This window comes from Roseiconus lacunae (assembly GCF_008312935.1).
In the GTDB taxonomy this organism is placed as follows: Bacteria; Planctomycetota; Planctomycetia; order Pirellulales; family Pirellulaceae; genus Stieleria; species Stieleria lacunae.
The window spans coordinates 210,735-236,332 of sequence record NZ_VSZO01000079.1 but is presented as its reverse complement, the minus strand read 5'-3'; the positions used below and the strand labels follow the sequence as shown (position 1 = coordinate 236,332).

Below are 25,598 nucleotides of genomic sequence, written 5' to 3'. Positions count from 1 at the left end.
AACCTACCTGCCGTCAGGCGAACGCGTGGACGCTGACGCCTACCCGGCGGCGTGGTCGACACTCGACTGGCTTTGCGATGAAGAAGTGAAGACACTTTGCATCCGCTTCAACATATCTCGCAAACGATTGACTTCCAACGGCTTCGGCAGACAAAACGTGAGCGGGTCGGCGGCTAATGGCTCACGAAGGATTGCTGGATCGGTCGAACTGTGGATGATGATCGGCCTGTCACTAATCTCACTACGACCAGACTGGCGTATTTTCCGTGCCAGTTCGAGTCCATTGAGCTCAGGCATCTCCAGATCCGTAAGCACGAAATCGAAAGGCCGTCGTGTGACCATCAGGTGCCATGCCTCTTCACCATCAGACGCCAAAGAAACGTCATAGTTGAGTGCCGAAAGCACTCGAAACAACAGCAATCGACTCGCCGGCAAATCATCCACGACCAGCACACGCTGCGCTTTTGCACCGGTCGCGAATCGGTCGTTTGCGTTAGGTCGGCTCATGAAATCTCCGTGTGACTGCTGTACATCTCGGTGGACGCACATCGCATGCCAGACGTCTGTTTGATGTGGTCTTTTGCTCAGAAATCCGTTTCTGTGCAAGGCTTCACTCTGTTTTCAAGCGGGCTATCGTGCGTGTATTCGCCCTGTAGCAGCGTGTCAAGTCCGACAGGGGCAACATCGGTGTCGGCAGAAATCTTTTGTAGGGAATTTACCGCATTTCTTCTCTTCCACGGCGAGCAATCGCTTTGGTGGTGTCAGAGCGGCCGCTCTTTCTGTGGCTAACCAATCGCTTGGTCGGAATTCGACCAGCTCGACAAAATGCCGTCCCGCAAATCTTTGTCCCTCCTCCTTGACCGTTTCACCGCACGAATAGCGAGGAAACTCCGATCGAAAGAGTTCCAAATGGTTATCGCTTAACCGTTTGGCCCAACGTTTGCGTGATGAGGCTTCTCGATCGCCAACAGGCATCACTTAATGGCTTGCTCGATGTCGATCAAATACACGTCGTCGAGTGTGAAGCGTCCACGCTTTGATTGGGCTGCTTCGATTAGCCGATCCACTTCCAACTTATGAGGAATACCATGCTTTACTGGGCCGCAGTCTTTTTCGTGATCGCATTGCTTGCCGCTGTCTTCGGTTTCGGAGGCTTGGCAGCAGGTGCCGCCGGAATTGCAAAAATTCTGTTCTTCGTTTTCCTAATCTTGTTCATCGTCAGCCTGATTATGGGACGTCGAACCGCTGTCTAACAGCAACGTCGTATGAACCGAACGCACGACGGCGAGTCAACAAGACATGCTGGCTCGCGCCGTGCTTTGGTCAAAAAGACACTGGTGCCCTGGCCGCCACTTGAACGTCAGCGCACCCAACGTCAATCGGGAATCCGTCTGAGCAGATTGTCTGCTCATCACTTCTACAATCACACGCGATCAGGTCTCGATTGCGTCTCCTTCGATGGCGATGCTTCTTTGATGATTCAGTTGTTAACTCAAGACGGGCGACAATACGCTGCTCTCACGTCACTGTTGCTGAAGCATGGATTTGCTGATGTTGCGAAATCACTTGGCCTCTCGACCGCGGGCGACGAGACGGGATCGTCAGGTGCCTCCGCCGAAGCACTTGCCGGCGATATCGAGCAGCTCGGCGGGGCCTACATCAAGTTAGCGCAAATCATCAGCACGCGTGACGATCTAATACCTTCGGAATACATCGAAGCATTCGAGCGTCTCCAAGATGATGTTTCGCCATTGGAATGGCCCCAGATTGAACAGATTATCGAACAACGATTCGATACCAAGCCGGCCAAGCTTTTTGCATCGATCGACAAGCGTCCGCTCGCATCCGCCTCGCTGGGGCAAGTGCACCGCGCGCGACTGAAAGACGGTCGCGAAGTCGTCGTGAAGGTGCGTCGGCCCGACGTCGAAAGTGAGGTCGCAAAACAAATTCGCAGCTTGAAACGCATCGCGTCGGTCGTCGATAAAGAAACATCGGTTGGGAAGCAGTTCCGTTTTGGGTTGCTGATCAAGGCAGTTGAATATGCTTTTGAAGTCGAATTAGACTTCCGGCGTGAAGCAGATCATCTCATCACGCTCGGTGAAAACCTCGCCGACTTTAAAACGCTTTGTCTGCCGCGTCCGGTGCCTCAACTGATCGCTGAGGACGTCCTGGTGATGGAATACGTTTCAGGTATTCCGGTTAAAGACGTTGACGGCTCGGTCCTGCTAGAGCGAGACTGCGAATCAATCGCACACGAGCTTGTCGATGCCTATCTAAAGCAAATCTTGATTGACGGGGTCTTTCATGCCGATCCCCACCCCGGCAATTTGATGTTGTTAACGGCCGGGGAGAATTCTTGTCGTGATGGTGCACAAATCGCATTGATCGATGCGGGGATGGTGATCGAGCTTCCGCCGATGATGCGGCGTAAACTGGGTGCGCTGCTGCTCGCGTTCGGCGAACGCGAAGGGGAGCGGGCGGCCGCACTTGCGCAAGAGATGGGATACGCGGATGAGGATTTTGATGCGGAGAAATTCCGTGTCGCGGCCGCGCGCGTCGTTGCCAATGCCGGCGGTCGATTCGATTCGATGTCACTAGGGCGGACGATTGTGCGATTTCTTTCCGTCGCGGGCGAAAACGGGCTGACGCTCCCTTTCGAATTAATATTGCTTAGCAAGGCATTCCTGCAGCTCGAAACAACGCTCTGCATGTTGAATCCGTCGTTCGATGTCCAACGCATGATCCGTTCGAAGACTGCAGAGCTCCTGTATCATCGAGCGAAAGAGCAAGCGAACCCGGGACGGGTCGCGTCGGCGCTGTTGGAGTCGGCGGAACTTGCGTCCCAGTTGCCCGAACGATTAAACCGAATCACCCGGTTACTATCGGAAAATCAACTTCGGATCAATGTTGACGCGATTGACGAGTCAACGTTGTTGACGGGCGCACACAGAATCGCCAACCGGATCACCTCTGGTTTGATCGTCGCATCAATGATCGTCGGGGCTTCGATCATCATGCAGCTTGAGACGGATTGGATGCTTTTCGGCTACCCCGCTTTGGCAACGGCGATGTTTTTGCTCTCGTTTGTCATCGGCTGTGTTCTGATTTTTCAAGCCACGTTCTCTGATCGAGCTTCACGATGACCACGATGGAACCGATCGAGGGTTCGCTAGCCGCTTCTGATTCACCGAACGTCGAACGGTCCGCTCGACCGCTTAGTGCAAAGGCCAATATTGTCTGTGCTGTTGTCCTGGTTCTCTATGCGATGTACTTCGCTCGATCGCTGATCATTCCCGTCCTCATTTCCATCTTCGCGTACTTAACGCTTCGGCCATTGGTGAGGAAAGGTCGTCGGGTTGGGATTCCATCATCGGTCGCGGCGGCATTGATTTTGGGTACGAGTCTTATATTGATCGTCGTGCCAAGCTATTTAGTGATGGAACCGGCGCGTCAAACGCTTGAGCAGATGCCAAAGTACGTACAAAACGTAAAGCAAAGGTTGGGATTTGTCTTTGACAAACTCGACGCACTGAACAGCGCGACGTCAGAATTGGCTCGCGAAGAGGCGGAAGAAAATCCGGCAGAAACACCTGTTCCGGTTGAGATCAAACAGCCGGACTGGAACGCCAACTTGACGTTCATCAGCGGCACCGGAAACGTCGTTTCGTTGATCATCGTATCCGGCGTTCTTCTGTACTTCCTGCTAGCGTATGGAGATCAATTGATTCGATCCCTGCTTCATGCTCTGCCAGACTTTCGAACCAAGCGAAATTTTTTCGCCGCGATTGATGGTGTCCAGGATGGGCTCAGCCTTTACCTCGCCCATGTCAGCGTAATCAACGTGATTCTTGGAGTTTGCGTGTCGTCCGCGATGTGGCTCCTTGGAATGCCTTCTCCACTTCTGTGGGGCGTGATGGCCTGCGTGTTCAATTTCGTCCCTGTACTCGGAGCTCTCGCCGGCGCGGGGCTCCTTTTTATCGTCGCGTTATTGACTTTCGAACCGTTTTACTACGCGCTGGTCATCACCGGAACGTTCTTGACGCTCACCACGATCGAAGGGCAGTTCATTACTCCCACTATCCTTGGGCGTTCGATGCAGATGAATCCGGTGTTGGTGTTCATCGCTACGGTGTTCTGGGGCTGGATGTGGGGCTTGGTCGGAGTCCTGCTTTCGGTTCCAATCTTGATCGCTATCCGTATGGCGAGCGAGCACTATCAGTGTTCCCAGGGGATCGCTGAGTTTCTTGGTGGAAAACGCCAGTTGGACCGAAACGCGCAGACTGATGGCACTCCGGATCCTGGTGTGGCGATTGGTTTGAAGGTTAACCCAGAGGGCTAAGCAAAGCTGCCCGAATGGGAATCGTTCGAATTCGCAACATTTCTCGACGAGCCTGGTGCCGAGTAACCAGCGGGATATTACAAGGATCAAGCACGGCCACATCGGTGAATTCGAAATGTCGACGCGACTAACGAGTCACTTGCAGGTTGTCGCGAATTCACTGATCTGAGATAGTAACGTCTGGCGCGAATCCTGATCGATACCGCGTTACTAGTCATCGATTCGGAATCCCTCGAACCCCTAGTTCTTGAATATCGAATGAATCGCGAAGGCGGCCGTGGCGACTTGATGCGAACAGAGTTGCTGCGACAGTTTGCGCCTGCTGCTTTGGTCATCGATGCATCTCAGCATATCGTCGACTTTCATGGCCAATTTGATGGGTGGACTGTGGACGCCCCCATTGGCCAAACGGTCGAACAGATTCTTCATCCGGATGTCCGAAAGATCCTCGAGAAACCCGTTATTACGGTTCTCGAAACACAGAGTCCGGCGAGTGCGACAGGCTCCTGGGTCGATGGCAATTCACGCCGTCACCTCAAAATACTTGCCCAGCCCCTCAAGTCACCACCGTCTTCGAATGGGCATCAATCCTCTGACGAACAGTTTTTGATCACATTCGAGGATATCACTCAAGTCGATTCACTGCGCCGAACCGTAGAAGACAAACGCCGCCGCTTGTCGCTCGCGACACAAGTTTCGAGCCTGGGAGTGTTCGACCTTGATCCGCGAACGGATGAATTGATCGCCAGTGATGTGTTTTGCGACCTTCTTGGCCGGAAGCCAGGGACATTGACTCGAGGCGATCAACTGTTCGCCCAAATCCACGAAGGAGACGAGGAAGCGGTCCGAAAAAAGGTTGAATCGGCATGCAAAAACCGCGAGGACTACGATGCCCAGTTCCGTGTCCGTCACGACGGAAAGCGTGTCTCTTGGATCGTCATGCGTGGAAAATACATCCGTGATTCGGAAGGAAAATCTAGCCTAATCGGCGTCGCGTGGGACGCGACAGAGCGACGTCAACTTGAGCGATCGCTTGCCAGGTCTCGACGAGAAGTCGAGATCGCGTTGACTGCCGGTGGACTGGGAACATGGAAATGGGACGTCAGTCACGACACCGTTAGCTGGTCTGACTCACTTTATAAATTGTTGGGCTTTGAACGCGAAGATTTTGGCTGCACGTTTGAAGCATTCAAAGTTCTGTTGCATCCCGATGATCGTGGCAAGGTCGAGCGCGAGATTCAAAAAACGTTAACGGGTAGCTGTGACGACTATCACATCGAGTGTCGGATGCGGCACAAGAGTGGACGATGGCTTTGGGTTTGCGGTGACGGTTCTGTAGAGCGAGATTCACTTGGCGATCCGACGCTCTTAATCGGTGCGATTATGGACATCACCGATCAGAAACGAACCGAGCGTCGACTGAAAGCGAAATCGCGACAATTGCGATCGGTTACTGATGCGATGCCTGCATTAATCGCCTTAATCGATCAGGATGAAAAGATTCAATTCGCCAACGAGGCGTTCGCTTTTCAATTCAACTCGTCGCCCGACAAAGCCGTCGGAATGTCGGTGTATGACTTTCTGGGCGACGAAACCTATCACTCACTTCGATCGAACTTGATCCGTTCACTGAAAGGCGAACGCTGTAAATTCGAGCTCACACTACCCCGCGGTGAAGACGCGATTATCAAAGACGTGACGTTCATCCCCGACTTTGATTCTGACGATAATCAAGTCGGCGTCTATGTCCTCGCGACGGACGTGACCCACCGGAAACGCTATGAGCACCGCTTGAAAGAGAATCAAGTTTACCTGCTTCGCGAAACACAAAAGTTGGCTGAGGCACTCGAACAGATTCGTTCGGCAGAAAGTAAACTGCGAGTCCTCTTTGATCAGAGCTTTTTCTATACAGGCGTTATCGATTTGGATGGCCGCCTAATTGACATCAACGACGCGGCGACCGTTCCGTTCGAGTTTGATCGAGACGCGGTGATTGGCAAACCATTTTGGGAGACAGCTTGGTGGGTGGGGCATCAAGAAACCTGTGGCAAGTTACGAGGCCACTTCGATGACGCTTTGCGAGGCAAAACTTATCGCGAAGTCCTCACCTTTAACGGTCCCGATGGTACCTTGCGATACGCAGACTTCATTTACCAACCGGCGATCGGAGATGACGGCGAGGTTCAATTCGTCGTCGCAACCGGGCAGGATGTCACCGAATCAATCTTGCAACAGTCTGAAATCCGCAAAAGCGAACAACGACTGCGATTGGCACTCAACGCCGCAGATTTGAAACTTTGGCAATGGAACGTCGGAGAAGATCGATGGTTTTCCAGCATCGGAGGCGATGACTTCGGTGGACGTCTGACTTCGATGCCGACCGACTCCCTGGCAACGTTTATCGAAAGCATTCATCCGGAAGATCGAGATCGTGTCGAGAAGCACTTGTGTGTTTGCTTGGAAGAGCGGACACCATTCAGAGAGGAATACCGTGTCATTGTCGACGGTCACCCCCGCTGGATCCTTGCACTCGCCCATGTCAGCATCGATGACGACGATGCCCCACTTCAATTGATTGGCGTTGAACTTGACATCACCGATCGAAAATTAACGGAGATCAAGCTAGACGAAGCCCGACGGCAAGCCGAAGAGGCGAATCTTTCCAAGAGTGCGTTCTTGGCAAATATGAGTCATGAAATTCGGACGCCAATGACGGCAATTCTTGGTTACACCGAGTTGGCCCAATCAACCGCTAATCCGCGGGAAAGAGACGAGCATCTGAGTACGATACGCAGGAACGGCTACTACCTGCTGGAAATCATCAACGATATTTTAGATCTTTCAAAGATCGAAGCGGGCAAGATCGAGATTGCTCGGCAGCGTTTCGAACCGGCCAGTCTGGTCGCCGATGTCCAATCGATCATGAGCGTCCGCGCCGCCGAAAACCAACTCGACCTCAACGTTCAATTTGAAGGCCTGCTTCCGGAAGTCACCCGGACGGACCCCAAACGTTTGAAGCAAATTTTGATCAACCTCATCGGCAACGCGATCAAATTTACGAAACAGGGTGGCGTTACCGTCACCGTGCGCTACCTCGATGAAGACGAGGGCTACCTGCAGTTCGAAGTCTCGGACACAGGGATCGGCATGACCCAAAAACAACAGGACCTACTGTTCCAACCATTCACCCAGGGTGATGCGCGAATCAATCGTCAATTCGGCGGCACCGGACTTGGCCTGGCGATCAGCCAACGACTCGCAAACATCCTTGGCGGTGAAATCAATTGCGACAGTACGATCGGCGAGGGAAGTACGTTTACATTTCAAGTCGAAGCACCGCCCCTTCCGGGCGTGGCGATGGTCAGCCCGAGCAAGGGTTCGATCCAAGAGCGAAGCGAGTACTCGGTCGCCAATATTCGACTGGATAAACGAATCTTGGTCGTGGACGATCGACCAGATATCCGCCTGCTAAGCAAACGAATCCTAACCAAGGCTGGCGCGACAGTCGTCGAAGCGGTCGACGGACTTGATGCGATCGATCGTGTCAAAGAGTCGGTACAATCGGATGACACGTTTGATTGTATTATTCTTGACATGCAGATGCCGCGGCTGGACGGTTACCGAACCGCCTCGCGGTTACGCCGAATGGATTTCCAAGGCCCCATCATTGCCGTTACCGCGGAGGCGATGGATGGAGATTCAAATCGCTGCATCGCCAGCGGATGCAACGATTATCTGAGCAAGCCAATCGATGCGAACAAGCTACTTCGGCTCGTGGATGGTTTCTGTAGCGATGCCTGAGACTGTGGCAAATGCAGTGTGGTCGATAAACGATCAACGATACCTTACTTCGACACGGCGTCGTGATTGGCGCATGCTTTGCAAAAGCGGTGGTTAGTGCCAAGCGATGGCATCCCATGCTGCCTGCCGGTCTTAACAAAATTGAGATACGGCGATCGGCTTGGAGGCAAACTTTACCCGCACGCTGACCATCAAAGCGATACGAAATGCAGGAGCAACGACATCGAGTGTACCTGGCCCACGGTGAATCGGCTTCACGCCGAATCATTCAGGCAACCTTGGAAAAGCTGACCCATAGGGTGGAACTTTCAACGGATCATCCGGCCACCTTGATTCGTCGATGTCAGGAAAACCCGCCTGACATCGCGATCGTGGGAACAGAGTTCGCGGGTACCGATGTTTTTGCGGTCTCGAACGAGTTATCGCGGATGGGGGTGTGCCCCGTGTTGATGGTAATCCGCCCTGAAGATGTTCATCGAATGGGGCGGCTTATGGTCCATGACTTGACCGGTGTGATTGTTTCTCCGGCGAGTGACCGAGATTTTCGGCCGGCAATTTTTCTTGCCGAACGAAGGTTTCAGCAGGCCCGACAACTTCGAAAGCGATGCGAGGAGATCAATCGCGAGATTAGCGGTCTCGCCGATCAAAGATCGGAGGACGAATCATGATAGATAAGGTGAATCGAAAACGCACAATCTACTTAGCTCACCATGACTCCGCCTCACGCGAAGTCTTGGAAGCCATTCTTTCGACCCTGGGGCATCAATTGTCATTGGTGACTGACTCGGGGAAAGAACTGATTGAAAGAGCACTTGCCACACCTGCAGATCTGCTGGTCGCTTCTCCGATGCTTTCAGACATGGATGGTATCGAGGCTTTGATTCAGATCGGAAACGTCAATCCGACCCCCAGTATCATTGTCGCTCGTGATGATGATCTATCTCAGGTCGAACGGGCGATGGACGACCATGTGATGGCGTACTTGGTCGAGCCGGTGACTGCCGAGTCACTCCAACCGGCAATCTTCCTTTGTGAAAAACGTTTCAATCATCTGCAATCATTGGAAGAGAAAGTCGCTTCGTTGGAACAGAAGTTAAGCGATCGCAAACAAATCGAATTGGCGAAAGGAATCATTATGCAGGTTCGTAAATTGGACGAGCCCGAGGCTCACCGATTCCTGCAAAACACCGCCCGCCGTACGAGGCGGCGATTGGTCGAAGTTGCCAAACAAATCGTCGACGGCGGAAATCTGCTAGGTATCGACGAACTCCTCACTGACAATGATATCGAAGCTCGATAGACGCCTATCCCCTCGTCCCGTATGGCTTGACCGGCCTCACTCAAGCAGCGAGATGCAAGTCATCGGCAAGAATCAGTGGCTGAGTCATTGATCACTAATCAATAACGTGACTCCATCGATCACGTCCCCAGATCGATAAGGCGCGATCTCCACTTCAAGGCAACGTCCGTCAACGCTGGCTTCAAATGTCTCTTTGGTTGCGTTGTCTCTCGCCGCCAATATGAATTCATGCAATCTGGGACATCCCAAGCGGTTTCGCAGCAGTTCAAGACCAAACATTTGGTCAGTCGCACTCATGCTCAACAACTCGGCTGCGATACGCGAAACGAATCGCACATCGAGATCTAGATCCAGAAAAACAGCTCCTTTCCCGGTCGTTTGCAGGAGGTTATCGAGATCAAGCTTCACGCGTCGTAGCTTTTCAATCTGCCGTTCGTTTTCACCGTTCAATGAATACAACTCTTCGTTGACACTTTGCAACTCTTCGTTCGCGCTCTGTAGCTTTTCATTGGCCACAATCAAATCATCGTTTACAACCTGCAGTTCATTGTTGATGCGGTGCAGATCATCGACGGTCACTTGTAGATTTTGACGCGAGTGTCCTAAATCGTCTTCCAAGTTCTCGATGTGCCGAACCATGGCGGGTGCCGCTGTTTCTGCGGTGAAGGTCTCCCGTTCATTTCCGGCGGCAACATCGAAATGAATTAGCAGATGCCTTTCGCTATACGCCGGTAAGCCAATCGGGTGGACGATAATACGAACCGTGTCTTCATTGGGGCCACTTGAGGTACATGCGTCGTAGTTGGTTACGACGTTGTGTTCGATCGCGTGACGCACGGCTGCTTGCAAAGACGACTTAAACTGTTCGTCGATTAACTCCATCAGATTCGTCGACAAACGACCTGCGGGAATATGCAAGAACGCTTCGGCGCCAGGGAATGTATGTAACACATCTAGCTTTTCACTGGTCAGCACACTCGGCGGCAACATCTCACTCAATAGTGAGTCGTAGAGTGCAAATAGCTTTTCCGGGGCTAGCGAAGTCGACTTAATCGCCGATGATGGTTGACCGGCTGCGAGTTTGTCGAAGAGTTGATCTCGCAACTGCAGCGGTGCCGTATCCCGTTCACGGCGTCTGAAAATTTTCCAACGTTTATCCAGGCTTTCAAACTCTTTTCCGTAATCGTTTGCCGATTCACTTGGCCCTAAGAACAAAATGCCGGCCGGGCGTAGAGCGTAGTAAAAACTTCCCAGGCATCGCTGCTGAGCGTTGCGATTGAGATAGATCAGCATATTCCGGCAAGAGATCAGATCGATATGGGCAAACGGAGCCATCGAAAGGACGTCGTGTGTCGTGAAAATGATTCGTCGTCGAATCCATTCCACGACCGAATAGTTCCCACCTTCGCAGTGGAAGTAGCGCTCACGGCATTCTTCCGACAGACCATCAAGCTGTCCAGCCGCATACGTCCCTACTTCACCACGAATGATTGAGTCGCGATGAACATCAGTTGCGAAAATCTGATACTTGAGATTTAGGTCGTGCTCTCGGATCAATTCCTCGATAAGGATTGCGATCGAATACGCTTCTTCACCGCTGGCACACGCGCAAACCCAAACACGAAAGATCTCCTCGGATTCATCGAATCGAAAAAGATCTGGGAGTATGATTTGACGCAGTCGCTCGAATGCCTCTATGTCACGAAAAAAGTTCGTCACGTCGATTAACAAATCGCGGAACAGCATTGCTGTCTCTTCGTCATCGAACAACAAGTTTTCTGCATAGCGTTCGATCGAATCGAAACCGGTCAGGCACATTCGTCGTTGAATGCGTCTCTCGATCGTTTTTTGCTTATAGCGATGAAAGTCGACGCCATGGGAGCTTTTCAGTTTCTCATAGACCAATGGCAGCCCGGTTTTGGTGGTTGTCGAAAGTCGGACGTCTTTGATCGCTTCGATCGATTCACCGAAGCGAAGATAGCGTTCCAGTGCAGGACCGATTGACTCGGGCGGCAGGGTAATTGACGCCGCCCCGCTAGAGACAAGATTCTGTGGCATCGCCGAGAAACGGCAACTCGACGGTTCTTGAGCAATCACGAGACCGTTTTGATCGGCGATTGCAAGCCCTCCTTGGGTTCCATCGCTCCCCGCTCCGGACAACACGACGCCGATTGACATCGCCCCCACCTGCTGAGCGATCGACTGAAAGAACGTGTTGATCGGATGGTAAACGCTGATCTGTTGTTGTCGATCCTTCAGACACAACCGGCGATTTTCAAGCTCGACGAAGTAGCCCGGGGGACTAACAAAAACGACGTTGGGTGCCAGTGGCATCCCATCGGTGATCATCCTGACATCCATATCAATCGCGTCAGAAAGTCGTTGCTCGAAATCTGCGACGAAGTCTTTCGCGAAATGTTGGATGATTACGATCGGGGCTGCCAAATCTTTTGGCATCTCTTTGAACACTCGCTCAAACGCTTCGATGCCTCCGGCCGAAGCTCCGATTGCGATGACATACGGTAATTCGATCACATTGACATCTTGACTTACGGCTGGAACGATGGCGTGATCCCGGCGAGCAACTCTCGATCCGTCGCGTTTGGAAATCCCTGCGGGCTCGTTCATCTTGCCGATTACCTGCGTTAAGAATGGGTGCGTTTGGAGCGACCATCAACCAACTTTCTTCACCAAAGTCCGAAGATAACGCATCACACGACACACCATGGGCCTGGCGGGATCCGTTGGCTCAATGTTCCGCGAAATTCCCAGTACCTCCACGCCGTGAGGGGCAAAGTGGGTTGATCTGGCATGGAAACTTTCCATTCATGCTGACCACTTTACGACCAACACAGGGAGTTCCAGAGAGTAGATCACCGGTTGGCACAGTGGTTGCATTCCTCCACTGCCGTTGGCGACGCATTTGTCCATGTTGCCACGGTCGACGAATCGTCGGCTGAACGAATTGAGTTTAACGAACCGCCGTCGACCGGACGGCAGTCCCTACCAAAGGTGATTGAGATGAAGATGCAATTGCGAACCATTCTGTGCTGTGCCCTTGCCGTTTTTGCGACGGCAGGTTGTGACGTTGATCAAACCAAGGAAGGCGAACTTCCCGACGTCGACGTGGAAGTAACCGGCGATCCGGGGCAACTCCCCGAGTATGACGTCGAAGGCCCGGATGTTGACGTCTCCACCGAAACCAAGGAAGTCGAGGTCCCAGATGTCGATGTTGACATGAAGAAAACGGACATTGAAGTCCCGAACGTCGACGTCGATCTTCCCGATGACGACGAATAATCTCGGCTCGCGTCACTGATTCACCATTACGAGTTCACACTCACTTGAGGTTTATTTCATGTCTACGACAACAACCCATTCTACCAACACGTTGCTGATGGTCATCCTCGCAGTGTTGCTTCCGCCACTAGCCGTTTTTATGGATCGAGGTCTTGGAACACAATTCGTTTTGAACATCGTGCTGACCCTGGTCGGATTTTGGATCATCGGGATCATTCACGCACTCGCGGTTGTGCTATAGGCGGTACCACATTGTCGACATAATCACTGACTATCCGAACGATTCATCCGATGAACTTTATCAAGACGACATTCGCTGACTTTTCCAAAGATCGTTGCACGACGCTGTCCGCCGCGTTGGCCTATTACACGATCTTTGCTTTACCGCCTTTGTTGTACTTACTAGTCATCGTAATGACGTTCGGTTTGTCGCTTGCCTATGAGACGGAGCAGGCGGAGCAACAAGCTCAGTCACTGTTACAGCAACAAGCGGCTCAGATGATCGGCAATCAAGCCGCAACCGACGAAATCGCCTCGATTATAGAAGGCGATCGCGACACCGGCGGTAAGTGGTGGAAAACGCTTATCAGCTTTGTGGCAATCGTCGTCGGTGCGACCGGTGTTGTCAGCGCGATTCAAGACGCGCTGAATCGCGTTTGGTCGGTTAAACCTGACCCTGAGACGTCGACCGTCAAAGATTTTTTGCTAAAGCGCCTACTTTCCCTGGCGATGATCTTGGGACTCGGCTTCTTACTGATCGTTTCGTTGGTCGTTTCGACTGTCCTGTCAGCGATCGGCGACCAGCTCACCACTTGGATCGGTACCGACGATTTCGCCGCCCAAATGATTAACTACATCGTGCAAGGTTTCGTAACCTACATCCTGTTTGCGGCGATCTTCAAATTTATGCCGGATGCGGAGATCCGTTGGCGCGATGTTGCGGTTGGCGCCGCGATCACCACGGTGTTGTTTTTACTCGGCCGGTTTGGCCTCCAGTATTATCTAAGCCAAAGCTCCCCCGGGGCACAACTCGGTAGCGCAGCCGCCTCGCTTGCTGTGATCCTGGTCTGGGTGTACTACAGTAGCATGATCTTCTTACTCGGCGCGGAGGCCACGCAGGTCTACGCGGTTCAGTACGGCGGCGGAATTCGTCCGCAGGAAGGTGCAGTTCGAGTTGTCGAATCAACCCGCCCTCGTACGAAGTCACCTTCGACTTAGATCTCCATCAACCGTTGAAGGCAGGATCAGCCGTTTGGCGTTAGCCACGGTTCCTGTGCAATAGGCAGGGCTGACGCCCGTCGGCTGATGAGCCAAATCCGAAGCCTTCGAAAGGTCGAAGCACTCGTCCTGCCCTGGCTTCGATTCGGTCAACTTCTGAGATAAGTCGGCTGGTGTCTATCCAGGTGGTGGGTTCACCGCACAACTCGAGAGCCATCTCGATGGTTTTCCGACGTTGGCATCTATCTTGCAGATTTCCGTTGGTGTCGCGATGAGGTATCGCGTCCCCTCTTTTCGATGCCTTAGCTAACACAAACCATGGAGAAATCGATGAATCTTCGTACGATCCGTAAACGAACTGTGCTCGCCGCTGCAATCGCCGCGACGGTCAGCTTGCCAACGCCGCTCTACGCGCAAGACGAGTTTGGAAGTAATACTCCGTTTTATGAAGACGATGCATGGTACGACATCACTGAGTGGTTTGATGGCAACGATTACAACCCGACCGACGAGGCGATCGGTCGCTGGGATGATGAAAAATTCCAATTCAGTGATAATGCGTTGAGTTCAGACCGAGACAACGACGGTGATCAGTACTCGTCTCAAAAGCCCGCTATTTCCAATCAAAGCCCATCCGGCGAAAGCAACGCTCGAGAAGCAGCTGGCCTCGACGCGCATCACCAATACGGATACAGGGAGGGGAATGAGCAGGATTGGTTTTACGATCAATACGACGATGGCTACATGTACTGGAGTGATCGATATCTAACGAACTACTACGACCTAAACGGTGATGGATTATACGATGCTCTGGCAACTTACGGAGACAACGACGGTGACGGGGTGTATGAAGACTTTACGTATCTATCATTGAACGACGATGGGAACAGCAATGAAGGACGGATGCGGGCGATGAACAAGCAAAAGACGATGAAGTCGTCTCCGTTAAAGGTGAATGGAACCGTTAAGCAAACGAAGACGGTTTCAGTCCGGGATCGAGACCATCTCGTTATCACGATGGAGCGGAATGGGGAAGGAAATATTGTCGCCGATTTGGGTCCAAAAGATCAGTTCGATGCGGTTCCCGAAGAAGGTAGCGATGTGACGGTCGAGGGGCTGATGATGAAGGTTGGTGATCAGTCGCTATTGGTTGCGAAAGAGGCGACGATCTCCGGCGAGAAAGTTCAGCTTGAACGAACCGGACGAAGCTACCAAGGGACGGTTGAGAAATCGATGACGGCCAAAGTCCGTGGACGAACCCACCAGATTGCGATGCTGAAGACAAAGGCTGACAAGAAACTTCTTGTCGATCTTGGTCCAAAGGATCGACTGGACGGTCTCGATGACGGCACAGAAATTGTCGTGCAAGGAATTCCGGCGAAGGTGAAAGATCGGGTCGTTCTTTTGGCCAGAAAGATGGTTCAAGAAGGTCAGGTAACCGAGACTGGCCGTCAGTTCTAAGAATTCTTGCCTCAAACGATTCAGGCGATTGCCTCGCTCGCGAGTGTCCTCTCCAAGGATGCTCGCTTTTTTTTGCTCGCGGCAATCGATTCCTATTCCGGCCAGGTCAGATTGGTCGGTGATTTCGCCCCCTCCCCGCTTGCGATTCCCCGGTCTAAATGGGCAAACTGTGCGTCCACCTCATTCGACGCAATCTCCTTCCGAATTCAGTCTATGGCTGTCCTGTCTCTCGCAAACATTTCTATCGGATTCCGCGGTCCAAATTTACTGGACGATGTGACGGCCCAAATTCAGCAGGGCGATCGGATTGGGCTCTTAGGTCGCAACGGGGCCGGCAAGACAACACTGCTTAAAATGCTCGCTGGTGAGCTAATGCCTGATCATGGAGAAATTCAAGCAGCGGATTCGGTCCTGGTTCGTCGACTGATTCAAGACGTCCCCCAGGATGAGTCGGGGACGATTGAAGCAATGGTTCGCGCCGGGATTTCCGCTGAGGTGCTCTCTGACCCCGCCAGTGCGTGGCAGGTTGATCATCAAATCGACCGAACGTTGACCGAAATGCAGCTCGATCCGGCTTTGCAATTCGAATCACTTTCCAGCGGAATGAAACGTCGAGTCCTGCTAGCGCGATCGATTGTTAGCCAACCTGACGTGTTGCTGCTTGATGAACCGACCAACCATCTGGATGTCGATTCGATCATTTGGCTAGAAAATTTCTTATCGCGTTGGTCCAAGACATTAATTTTCATCACTCACGATCGCTCCTTCCTTCAGTCACTGGCGTCGCGCATCTGGGAAATCGATCGTGGCCGATTGTTCGATTGGACCTGTGACTACGGGACGTTCCTCAAACGCAAAGAACAAGCGATCGAGGCTGAAGAGAAACAGAATGCTCTTTTTGATAAACGATTGGCTGAAGAAGAAACTTGGATTCGCCAAGGGATCAAGGCCCGTCGTACTCGAAACGAAGGCCGAGTGCGTCGACTCAAAGAGATGCGAGAAAAACGACGCCAGCGTCAAAACCAAGTTGGGACTGCGAAGCTTACCGTTCAGGAAGCGGAACGTAGCGGGGCCTTAGTCGCCGACGTCAAGGACATCAGTTTTGCCTACGGCGAACATCAGATCGTCGACGATTTTTCGACAACCATTATGCGGGGCGACAAGATTGGCTTGATCGGCCCCAACGGTGCTGGGAAGTCCACGCTGTTGAAACTTCTTCTGGGACAACTCGAACCGGATTCTGGAAGTGTTCGTCTTGGGACAAAGTTGCAAATCGCCTATTTCGACCAACTTCGAGACACGCTCGATCCTGAGTCGACGGTGCAAGAAAACGTCGGGGAGGGCAGCGATCAACTGACGATCGGCGGGGCAAAGAAGCACGTCCTCGGGTATCTTCAGGAATATCTTTTCTCGCCCGAACGGGCACGTACCAAAGTCAAATTTCTTTCTGGAGGCGAACGCAATCGTGCACTATTGGCGAAGTTGATGACCAAGCCGGCGAACGTGCTAATTCTGGACGAACCGACGAACGATTTAGATGCAGAGACGCTCGAACTGCTCGAAGACGTGCTCGTTAATTTCCAAGGAACGCTCTTAATTGTCAGTCACGACCGAACCTTCCTCAATAATGTTGTCACCAGCACGCTTGTGTTTGAAGGTGGAACTCTGCGACAGTACGTTGGCGGATACGATGACTGGCGAGCTGCTGTCGATCGGCGTCAACAAGATGAAAAGGCGGCAAGTTCGAAGCCCAAGCAAGCCGCTGCAGCGAAGCCTTCGAAAACAGAACCGCCCCAGGAAAGCCAACCAGCAAAACCAGAAAAGAAAAAGCTGAGCTACAAGGAGCAACGGGAGTTGGATTCGCTTCCAACAAAAATTGAAGAACACGAGTCGCAAATTGCCGAACTACACACTCTGATGGCAGACCCATCCTATTACCAGCAGGGTGGCGATCGAGTTGCCGAGGATGCCGTCCGATTGAAGACGCTTGAAAGTGAGCTAGAGCAGTTCTTCGTGCGTTGGGAAGAGCTTGAGAGCTAGCGCGTGGTTCCATTCGAAAAGACGTCACCAGCCGACGCGTGTTTGCACTGGTGAACGCACCGAAACCGTGGCTAACGCCATGCGGCTTATCCTCAAATCAAAGGTTGACGAAGCACTCCATCGGAAATCCGCCAAGAATTTTCGATGGTCCGTTTGGCTGAACGAATATCGTGGCGGCTTTCGCACCGATGCGAACCTGGAATTTATCGCTTGGATAAGCACCACTGCGTTGTTGTGTTTTAAAACTCAGTTGACGCAATCTAGAAAAGGCGATCGCCGCTAGCTCATTACAAACTAGCGGCGATCATGGTGGGCGTCGTGCCCCTTGAGGCCCATCCTTAATGCGCAAAATTTATCGCACTCGGCAAGTCTTGACACGTCCAAAATCCTTTTGGATGTCGATTTTCCCGTTTTTGCAGCACTGAAACTTCATCGGTGTTCGCTCAACGCCAGTCGATGTCGAACGTACGTCAACGTTGACGCAATCGATCCGGCCGTCATCGCTGGTCATGACCGTCACAGTCATCGCGAAGAGTCGCATCGCGAATTTGAAAAAGATGCGTTTGGCGCGCTCCGATAGATGATCGTGTGTGCCCCTTCCCGAAACCTGAGTTTCGACATGAATGCCATCCGATACAAAATCGCAGCCGCCGTTGCCGCCGCCGGAATCGGTCCGTACGTCGCGACGGAAACCGACATGGGGCGTGGTGCGGTGCAATCATTCAATGGACTTTTTGATGGGCAAACCCCCGTCAGTGTTAGTCCAAAAGAGAAGCTTGCCCATGGTATTCCGAGTGACGAAGAGCAACGTGAACGCGGTTACGCGAACCACTCGCTCTATGAGATCGAAAAGCTGCGTGAAGTGCGTCACAAGGAGTACCGCTACGATACCGAACTAGCACAAAAACTAGGCGGACTGCCGACTGATCCGACCGGCCAGCCGACATTAAGCGGGCACCATGTTCAGGATATCTCTCAGTTGCTGCGTTTCGATATCAGCCCCAATTGGGTTATCACTCAGTTTTCGCGAGTCAGTACGGTCCTCGCAAACTTGAATTTGAAGGGGTTGCGAGTTCCGATCGTCACTGGGATTCGCGCCGACGATCTGGCGGGAACTTTGACCTATTACTTCGACAGTTCCGATCAACTGCAACGGGTCACGTTCCATGGCTTTACCGGCAATCCCACCAATCTTGAGCGATTGATGGTCAGCGGGTACGGGTTGCAACGTGAGCCTGCGTTGGAGGCGGGGGCGTACACGAAGCGTTGGAACGGTAGACCGACACACTTTCTACGGTTGACGCACGCTCCGGTCGTCTTTAGCGACGCGGTTCATCAAAAATACACGGTATTCTTCGAGCTAAACCACCCTGACCTGCCGTATGGGATTAGTGCGGAAGCTCGTAAAATTGTGGAAACCGACCACCATACCGGTCGTTGGTAGGGAGCGGTCCGGCGATCACGTCGACCATCACCTTCGACCACCCTCGATGCGAACCGGAAGGCACAAGCGTGCAACAACCTGACGAATCCGAATCGGCCGAAGTCCAATCAGATCCCACCGGCGAACCGAAGTCGAACTTGGAGGAGACCAGGTCGAACTCCGGCCCGGCCGAAAGCGAGATGCAAACCGCGGTTTCGACGTTCATGGAAATGCCATCGATGTCGCGGGTGCTGTCGGTGATCGTGCTATTGGCTGGAATCCTTGTTGTCGGAATGCTTTTCTATAAGGTGATGGTGGGATTTTTCATCCCGCTATTCATGGCAGCCGCGCTTGTCGTGATCTTTCACCCGATGCAAGCCTGGTTTGAAAGAAAGCTCCGTGGCCGAAAGTCACTCGCCGCCGCCGCCACGACATCGGTGATCTTAACGATCGTCTTGCTACCGTTCATTTTGCTGATCACCGTGGCTGTTGGGCAGTTGACCGGACTGGTCGGGCGTATGGATTTGGATGATATCAAGTCGGCCATGGACCGTGGCCGTGAGAAAATCGGATTGAAGCTCGAATATGCTGATCGCTATCGTCGACTGGAATCACTTGCCGGACTGATCGGTGATATCGAAAACCCCGACGCGGTCAACTCGGCGATCGAAGAGTCGAGGGAGCTCATCGCGTTTCTTGATCAAAAAACCAGTGGCGCGTCACCCACCGGAGAAATGAGTGATATCGCGTTCGACCGCCTTGACGAGTTTTCCGCGACAGTCGAAGAGCTGCGGCTGGCCGAATCAGTCGATGTGTTTGAGCCGAATGACAAGATTGAATTGACCGAACGGTTTCATCGACAAGGTGTCGTCGCGTCGGCTGCGATTCATAGCTGGGTCACCGCAAAGCTTGGCGGATCATTTCGTACGCAAGCGAAACTCTTGATCAATCCAAGTGAACGAGATCTCGCCGAAGCAATTCACACGGTCCGTGAATTCATTCAACCACGTTTCGTCAAGTTCTCCGGTGCGACCGGGCGAGCGTTTGTTCATACGGCATTCGGGTTGCTGATCATGGTGATCGCCATCTATTTCTTCTTCGTCGACGGTCCGGGGATGGTTCGCACTTTGATGCGTCTAAGTCCTCTCGATGACAACTATGAACTTCAGCTTCTCAATGAATTCGAAAAAACGAGTCGCGCCGTCGTCTTGGCAAGTGTGCTTAGCGCTTTGGTTCAAGGACTGCTGGCGGCAATCGCGTTTTTCTTTTTAGGTTTCGAATCGTACGTGTTGTTATTTCTTGTCACAACAGTGATGGCTCTGGTCCCATTTCTTGGTGCAGCGTCAGTCTGGCTGCCATGTGCGATTTACCTGGGGGCGGTTGATCAACGCTATGGCGCGGCAATCTTTTTGTTTATCTACGGTGCGGCACTCGTTTCATCGATCGATAACGTGATCAAAGCGATCGTACTGCACGGGCATTCTGAGTTACACCCGTTGATCGCACTGTTAAGCGTGCTTGGCGGGGTCCCTGTATTTGGTCCGATCGGAATCTTGATCGGACCGATGGTCGTGGTATTCCTGCAGACGCTACTTGAAATTTTGAATCAAGAGCTAGAACTTCGCGATCATCCGGCCGAAGATCAGCCTACCTCCCAAGACGCGACCACAGTTGCCGCCGAAGGAGTGTCAATCGAGTAACAAAACCGTTTTTTAACTGTCTATTCGACCAACATGGTCGATGATTCGTTGGCAGCCTGGACCTGCTCAAAAACACTTTCGGTAGCGTCCTTGTTGCGGTTGATAAAGTCTCGAAATTCAATCACGGCTGGTCCAACCAAAAGTACTGCGATCGGAGGCGCCAAACAGAGGACAACCGGTAACAACAGTTTCAGCGACGCTGTATTTCCGGCACGCTCGACTCGGTTTTGACGATCACTGCGTAACCGACTAGCGTAGTCTCTCAGTGAATTGCCAAGTTGACCGCCGAGATTCTGGCTTTGTCGCATCATTGCGCACCAGGCGGCGACTTCGGGCATTTCAATACGTTTTGCAAAGCGACTGAATGCGTCGGGCGCATCGCCCGAGTCGGCTTGTCGACGAACGATACGAAGCTCACTTGCTAGTTCTGGAAACAGTCCCCGGCATCGTGACTCGACATCTCCAATCGCTGTCGTTAACGGAACTCCGCCATCGATTGACATCGCAATCATGTCGATCACATCGGGAATCGATTTCTCGAGTTTCTGCTTGCGGCGGTTCGCCTGTCCGCTCAATAGGATCCGTGGAATGCAGTAGGTCAGCGAACCAACGACGACTACCGCACTGACATAAATTAGCTCGTGGTCATCGGCAAGCCCCGCGGCGAAGCCCGTTCCCGCCGTGAAGAAAACACCAAGTGAAGCGAGATTACGTTTCGCCAAGAAATCTTCGATCGCCGATCCCTGGTGCGCCCCTGCCAATCCTAATTCTTTTTCAATCCGCTGACGACGAGCTTGAGATACCGGCAAAACATTGGCGAAAACGGGATTCCATCTTCCGAGTGCAGGCGCAGCAAACAAACCAACATCCGTTTCCAATGGTGAACTTGGTTTAGCATACCGTCGCCGCAACAGCCAAAACACGGTTCCCGTGATGAACGCAAACAGCCCTAGTGTCGCAATTTCGGATAGGTTCATAGGTCGGACTTCAATGTGATAGCGACCCAAATCAAGCCTACCAATTCCGACAGTGCGGCATACGCGAGAAGTTTATGTCCCAAACTTGATTCGAGCAGACTGTTGAGGTAATCCGGCTCTGCCAGCACAAGATAGACGAGTACAAAGACTCCCATTAATACGATCGAAAGTATTGCAAAGCGGCCAACGCTGGTCATCGATTTAATTTTCTGCTCGCAATCGGAACGCCGCTGAATGACACCGGAAAGGCGATCGAGAGATTCCGCCAGTTTGCCACCGAGTGAATGATGAATCGCGACACAGTGAGAGAGCAAGTGTGCATTTGTCGAATCAATTCGCCACGCCAAGTCAGCCGTCACGGCTTCCGCTGGCATACCCATTCTCATTTGACGGACACAGTGTTGAAGCTCACCGCGTATCGGCTCCTCCGATGATTCGGACGCGATTTGAAATGCGTTTTCTAAGTTTTCGCCAGCACGGGTTGCGCGTGAAAGCACCTCCAACATCGTCGGAAATTGGGACTCTAACTTGTTCAGCCGAAGTTTCATTTTGAGCGTTGCGATCATGAGTCCTGTTGGCACGATGGCAACACAAATCGTCCCAATGATCAAAGGATGAATCGCTAAGGACCAGCCGACATATCCGGCGATAAGAGTCATCGCGATCAGCAGTACGATGAAGGTCAGCCGGTCTATTTTTGTTCCCGATCGAATCAATACACTTTCTAACCATCGATCAAACTGAACGGAGACACCTCCGATTCGGATATCATTCTGTTTGTCACGCCGAACAAGCAACCGGGTTGGAACTACGGCATGCGGATCAACGGAGGTCGTTCTACTTCGGCTGATCCAGGCGATCGATCCGGCAACTATCGATGAAAGACAAAACGCAGAAACATCCATCACCGAAATCATCGGACTACCTCTCGGTCGCCGGGCGTTTCAAAGATGGAATCGTCGAATAAGATTCCATCTTCAATAAAACGGTCAATACAGCGTGGGCGTTCGCACGCGACAAACTCGTCTCCCGACTCACCGTTTCCATCGCAACTTCCACGTCGTCGCCGAAACACATCGATCAAATCGTATCCATCATCAGTAGCGTTCAGCTCTGAAACTCGTGTCACTCTCCGGATACCTCCGGGCAATCTCGCGACGTGGACAATCAGCGAGATGCCGCTGCAGATGTAGGATCGCAACACAGCAAGCGGAAGATCAAGGCCCGCCATTGCGATCATCAATTCCAGTCGGGAGATGGCATCGACGGTGTCGTTAGCGTGGATCGTTGTCAGCGAACCCTCGTGTCCTGTGTTCATCGCCTGAAGCATATCGAGGGCTTCTGCACCTCGAACTTCACCGACGATGATCCGATCCGGTCTCATCCGAAGACTGTTTCGGACCAAATCGCGTTGATTATATTCGCTGACATTTTCACTCCCCGCCGGTCTGGTTTCCAATCGAGCGACATGACGATGCTGAAGACGCAGTTCTGCGGAATCCTCGATCGTGATAATACGTTGGTCGTCTGGGATACAGGAAGAAAGTGCGTTGAGCATCGTGGTTTTCCCAGATCCGGTCCCCCCGGAAATTAAGATGCTCTGTCTTGACCGTACCGCTGCATCCAAGAACGATGCCATCGTCGTATTCATCGCCCCAGCCTCTACCAATCGTTCCAATCGACCATGTCGGTTGCCGAATCGGCGAATGGAAAGCTTAGGACCATCAAGTGCCAGTGGCGGAATGATTGCGTTGATTCTCGATCCATCTTCCAGTCGTGCATCGACAAGTGGACAGGACTCGTCAATTCGCCGTCCGACTCGTGTAACGATGCGGCGAATCAACCGCATCAGGTGCTGATCATCAGCGAATACCACGGGCGAGGATTCAAGAACACCGTTCCGCTCGACGAACACTTCGTGAGCATGATTGACCAAAATGTCACTGATGTCAGGCGATCGCAGCAAGAACTCCAGTGGACCTACGCCGAACATTTCCCAAGGCATTTCATCGAGGACACGTTGAAACTCACCGTCGTCCATCTCGACTTCATCGCTGAACAGCCGCATGAATTGCCGAAGTTCGCTCAGCAACCGTTCACGACTCATCTGTTCGGCTGTCGAGACATCGAGACTTTCGACGATGCGTTGATGGAGCTGCTGTTTCTTAACCTGGAACTCAATTTCACGTTTGCTGTCGTCGTACGGCATAGCAAACGAAGTAGATTCGGGTACGGCGGTGATCATCGATCGTTCTCCGGTGCGGCATCAGATGTCGCATTCGGCGTTGCCCCCGTCGTTGCGGACGGGCTGGCAAAGTAGCCCAACATCGGACTTTGAATCGGGACCATCACTGGCCATCCCGCTGGCACGGAAGGAGGACTTTGATCGACTTGTGAATCGGTTTCAGGATCTTCGCCACCGGCATGGTTTGTAAATACTTGCTCACGGATGGATTGATTCGTCCCGAAGTGAACTTTTGAGAGCGCCGTCCCTCGGTATATTTCCATTTCGTGGACCGTCGTGTCAAAGTCCATGATGTGATCCAGCGTCACCGGATCGACTAGGCTGACAAATTGGTTGTCTTCCGGACCACGCAACGTGAGTGAAAGCTCGCCGTGTCCTTTGGCAACTCGGATCATTTCGGCTTGTTTCGGTGCGACAGCCAAAGTAACACGTACGGATTCTTCTCGGGGCAGCGGGCTCGCCAAATCAGTCGGCGTACTGGACATTCCGATGGCAAGAATTTCGGCATCTTGGATCAGGGTCGAAGTTGCATTCTGGAAAGCCGATAAATCCCCTCCCGATCCGTTGCCGATCCGATTTCCGTGGTAATCACGCAGCCCCGGTGAATTAAAAACGTGGTGTGCCGGGTAAAAGCCGGGGTACGCTGTCCCTTGCGAATTGTCGTGACCATTCATTTGTCCGTAGTGAAAAAGCACATCGACATGTTGTCCGGGCGTGGCAAAACCAAGCAGCGCGTTCTCTGAACTCATTTGAATCGTCACCGCACGGAGCCCCGGTTTCAGTCGCTTCGAAACCCCCGGGAATTTGCCTGCCGGGAGCAAATTTTTGGTATTGAACGCGTCATTACGTTGCATTGAGCTTTGCAAGACCTTTCCGATAATCTGCTTGGGATTGGTCATAAACGCTTGCTTGCCGATCAGTGTTTCAATTTCGGTTTGTGTCAAGCGATACAGGGCGACATCATCAAGCGTGAGTTCTGTTCCGACCGGAATGTCACGGCTCGCCAAGGGAACGGTGATTCGCTTCGGAGGCTCCGGTTCTGGTTCGGGTTGTTCGGCGACCACAGGTGGTGGCTCCTGCCGCAGGGCAACTCGTAGGACATAGGTCCCAGCGAGCCCAACGGTGACGGCGAACATTCCGATCAACAACGTTCCCGAATTGATGTTTGAAGGTCCGTTAGATGGCAATTGCATGACGATTCGATCGCAAGAAAAGATAGTTGGACGATGAACCCAAAGTTGACAAGTCGTTGAGGGTTAGCGAATCGTTTGAAAAACGATGAGCGACCAAATCGAAAGTGCGACAGGTAGGGCATACGGAATCGATTGCTTCGCTACCGGTGGTTCGTTAGCATCGTCTTGCGATAAAACGGTGGGATGCCCACCTTGATGGCTCGCGGAGGCATTCCAAACCATCAAGACAAGCGTGCAAATGATCGCAAACAGGGTGCTGCCAAGAAAAACGATCAACGTCGGCAACGGACCAAGCCAAGCTCCGACGGCGCCCATAAGTTTGACGTCGCCACCTCCACCGCCACCGATCAGCCAAAGCGCTAAAAGGATGCCGAATCCAACCGCGAATCCACCGATGGACGCCAGCAATCCAGCAAGTCCGCCGGAGTAAGCCCCCCAGGCAACGCCCCCCAACGCGGCCGAAACCGTCAACGCATTAGGGATACGTCGTTCTTTAAGGTCCACGTAGGTTGCGATCGACGTTAACGCGATCATGGCGAGGATTGAAACGGGTTGAAGGTCCATGGAAGTCGTGATTGGGCTGAGTGTTGAAACAAAGAGG

General features: G+C 52.5%; 20 protein-coding genes. 13 read left to right on the top strand and 7 right to left on the bottom strand.

The annotated features are described in order from the left end of the window. Positions 1–39 precede the first annotated feature (39 nt). Positions 40–507, bottom strand: a complete 468-nt coding sequence (locus FYC48_RS26505) for a response regulator (RefSeq protein ID WP_160149783.1) — start codon at positions 505–507, stop codon at positions 40–42. A 581-nt stretch (positions 508–1,088) separates the two neighbouring features. Here FYC48_RS26505 and FYC48_RS26500 point away from each other — a divergent pair. From FYC48_RS26500 to FYC48_RS26475, 6 genes are all read left to right on the top strand, one after another. Then, complete coding sequence (locus FYC48_RS26500; protein WP_149499812.1) at positions 1,089–1,253, top strand: DUF1328 domain-containing protein; 165 nt, start codon at positions 1,089–1,091, stop codon at positions 1,251–1,253. Between the two features lie 222 nt (positions 1,254–1,475). Further along, positions 1,476–3,143 carry an ABC1 kinase family protein gene (locus tag FYC48_RS26495; protein WP_160149782.1) on the top strand — a complete coding sequence of 556 codons (1,668 nt, stop codon included), beginning with the start codon at positions 1,476–1,478 and terminating at the stop codon, positions 3,141–3,143. Next, a complete protein-coding gene (locus tag FYC48_RS26490) occupies positions 3,140–4,339 on the top strand; it encodes an AI-2E family transporter (RefSeq protein WP_149499810.1) in 1,200 nt (399 codons plus the stop codon). Before FYC48_RS26495 ends, FYC48_RS26490 begins: the two co-directional genes overlap by 4 nt. 258 nt (positions 4,340–4,597) lie before the next feature. Then, positions 4,598–8,140 (top strand): PAS domain-containing hybrid sensor histidine kinase/response regulator, encoded by a 3,543-nt coding sequence (locus tag FYC48_RS26485; protein WP_149499809.1) that lies wholly within the window; start codon positions 4,598–4,600, stop codon positions 8,138–8,140. A 206-nt stretch (positions 8,141–8,346) separates the two neighbouring features. Next, on the top strand, positions 8,347–8,808 hold the full coding sequence (locus tag FYC48_RS26480) for an ANTAR domain-containing response regulator (RefSeq protein ID WP_149499808.1): 462 nt from the start codon (positions 8,347–8,349) through the stop codon (positions 8,806–8,808). A gap of 8 nt (positions 8,809–8,816) precedes the next feature. Beyond that, positions 8,817–9,440 carry an ANTAR domain-containing response regulator gene (locus FYC48_RS26475; RefSeq protein WP_235034450.1) on the top strand — a complete coding sequence of 208 codons (624 nt, stop codon included), beginning with the start codon at positions 8,817–8,819 and terminating at the stop codon, positions 9,438–9,440. Between the two features lie 84 nt (positions 9,441–9,524). Here the strand turns inward: FYC48_RS26475 and FYC48_RS26470 are convergent, their stop codons facing one another. After that, entirely contained in the window at positions 9,525–12,068 is a 2,544-nt protein-coding gene (locus tag FYC48_RS26470; protein ID WP_149499806.1) for a chemotaxis protein CheB, read from the bottom strand. A gap of 264 nt (positions 12,069–12,332) precedes the next feature. Between FYC48_RS26470 and FYC48_RS26465 the strand changes: the two genes are divergently transcribed. From FYC48_RS26465 to FYC48_RS26435, 7 genes are all read left to right on the top strand, one after another. Beyond that, positions 12,333–12,740: a hypothetical protein gene (locus tag FYC48_RS26465; protein ID WP_235034449.1), complete on the top strand. Its 408-nt coding sequence runs from the start codon at positions 12,333–12,335 to the stop codon at positions 12,738–12,740. A gap of 58 nt (positions 12,741–12,798) precedes the next feature. After that, on the top strand, positions 12,799–12,981 hold the full coding sequence (locus FYC48_RS26460; protein ID WP_149499805.1) for a YqaE/Pmp3 family membrane protein: 183 nt from the start codon (positions 12,799–12,801) through the stop codon (positions 12,979–12,981). A 50-nt stretch (positions 12,982–13,031) separates the two neighbouring features. Then, a complete protein-coding gene (locus FYC48_RS26455; RefSeq protein WP_149499804.1) occupies positions 13,032–13,958 on the top strand; it encodes a YihY/virulence factor BrkB family protein in 927 nt (308 codons plus the stop codon). A 330-nt stretch (positions 13,959–14,288) separates the two neighbouring features. Then, a complete protein-coding gene (locus FYC48_RS26450; protein WP_149499803.1) occupies positions 14,289–15,419 on the top strand; it encodes a hypothetical protein in 1,131 nt (376 codons plus the stop codon). A 213-nt stretch (positions 15,420–15,632) separates the two neighbouring features. After that, the gene (locus FYC48_RS26445; RefSeq protein WP_149499802.1) at positions 15,633–17,459 is read left to right on the top strand and encodes an ATP-binding cassette domain-containing protein; all 1,827 of its coding nucleotides are present in this window, start codon (positions 15,633–15,635) and stop codon (positions 17,457–17,459) included. 619 nt (positions 17,460–18,078) lie between these two features. Then, positions 18,079–18,903 carry a DUF6690 family protein gene (locus tag FYC48_RS26440; RefSeq protein WP_149499801.1) on the top strand — a complete coding sequence of 275 codons (825 nt, stop codon included), beginning with the start codon at positions 18,079–18,081 and terminating at the stop codon, positions 18,901–18,903. A 68-nt stretch (positions 18,904–18,971) separates the two neighbouring features. Continuing rightward, positions 18,972–20,582, top strand: a complete 1,611-nt coding sequence (locus FYC48_RS26435; RefSeq protein WP_149499800.1) for an AI-2E family transporter — start codon at positions 18,972–18,974, stop codon at positions 20,580–20,582. Positions 20,583–20,602: 20 nt separating this feature from the next. On the opposite strand, the gene FYC48_RS26430 is transcribed toward FYC48_RS26435, so the two are convergent. The 5 genes from FYC48_RS26430 to FYC48_RS26410 all read right to left on the bottom strand — a co-directional run bounded on the left by FYC48_RS26430 (position 20,603) and on the right by FYC48_RS26410 (position 25,561). Beyond that, positions 20,603–21,559 carry a type II secretion system F family protein gene (locus FYC48_RS26430; RefSeq protein WP_149499799.1) on the bottom strand — a complete coding sequence of 319 codons (957 nt, stop codon included), beginning with the start codon at positions 21,557–21,559 and terminating at the stop codon, positions 20,603–20,605. Continuing rightward, positions 21,556–22,476, bottom strand: a complete 921-nt coding sequence (locus FYC48_RS26425; protein ID WP_149499798.1) for a type II secretion system F family protein — start codon at positions 22,474–22,476, stop codon at positions 21,556–21,558. The genes FYC48_RS26430 and FYC48_RS26425 overlap by 4 nt, the downstream gene beginning before the upstream one ends. Continuing rightward, positions 22,473–23,804: a CpaF family protein gene (locus tag FYC48_RS26420; protein WP_149499797.1), complete on the bottom strand. Its 1,332-nt coding sequence runs from the start codon at positions 23,802–23,804 to the stop codon at positions 22,473–22,475. Before FYC48_RS26420 ends, FYC48_RS26425 begins: the two co-directional genes overlap by 4 nt. Next, positions 23,801–24,997, bottom strand: a complete 1,197-nt coding sequence (gene cpaB / locus FYC48_RS26415; RefSeq protein WP_149499796.1) for a Flp pilus assembly protein CpaB — start codon at positions 24,995–24,997, stop codon at positions 23,801–23,803. Before cpaB ends, FYC48_RS26420 begins: the two co-directional genes overlap by 4 nt. A gap of 63 nt (positions 24,998–25,060) precedes the next feature. Continuing rightward, a complete protein-coding gene (locus FYC48_RS26410; protein WP_149499795.1) occupies positions 25,061–25,561 on the bottom strand; it encodes an A24 family peptidase in 501 nt (166 codons plus the stop codon). Positions 25,562–25,598 lie beyond the last annotated feature (37 nt).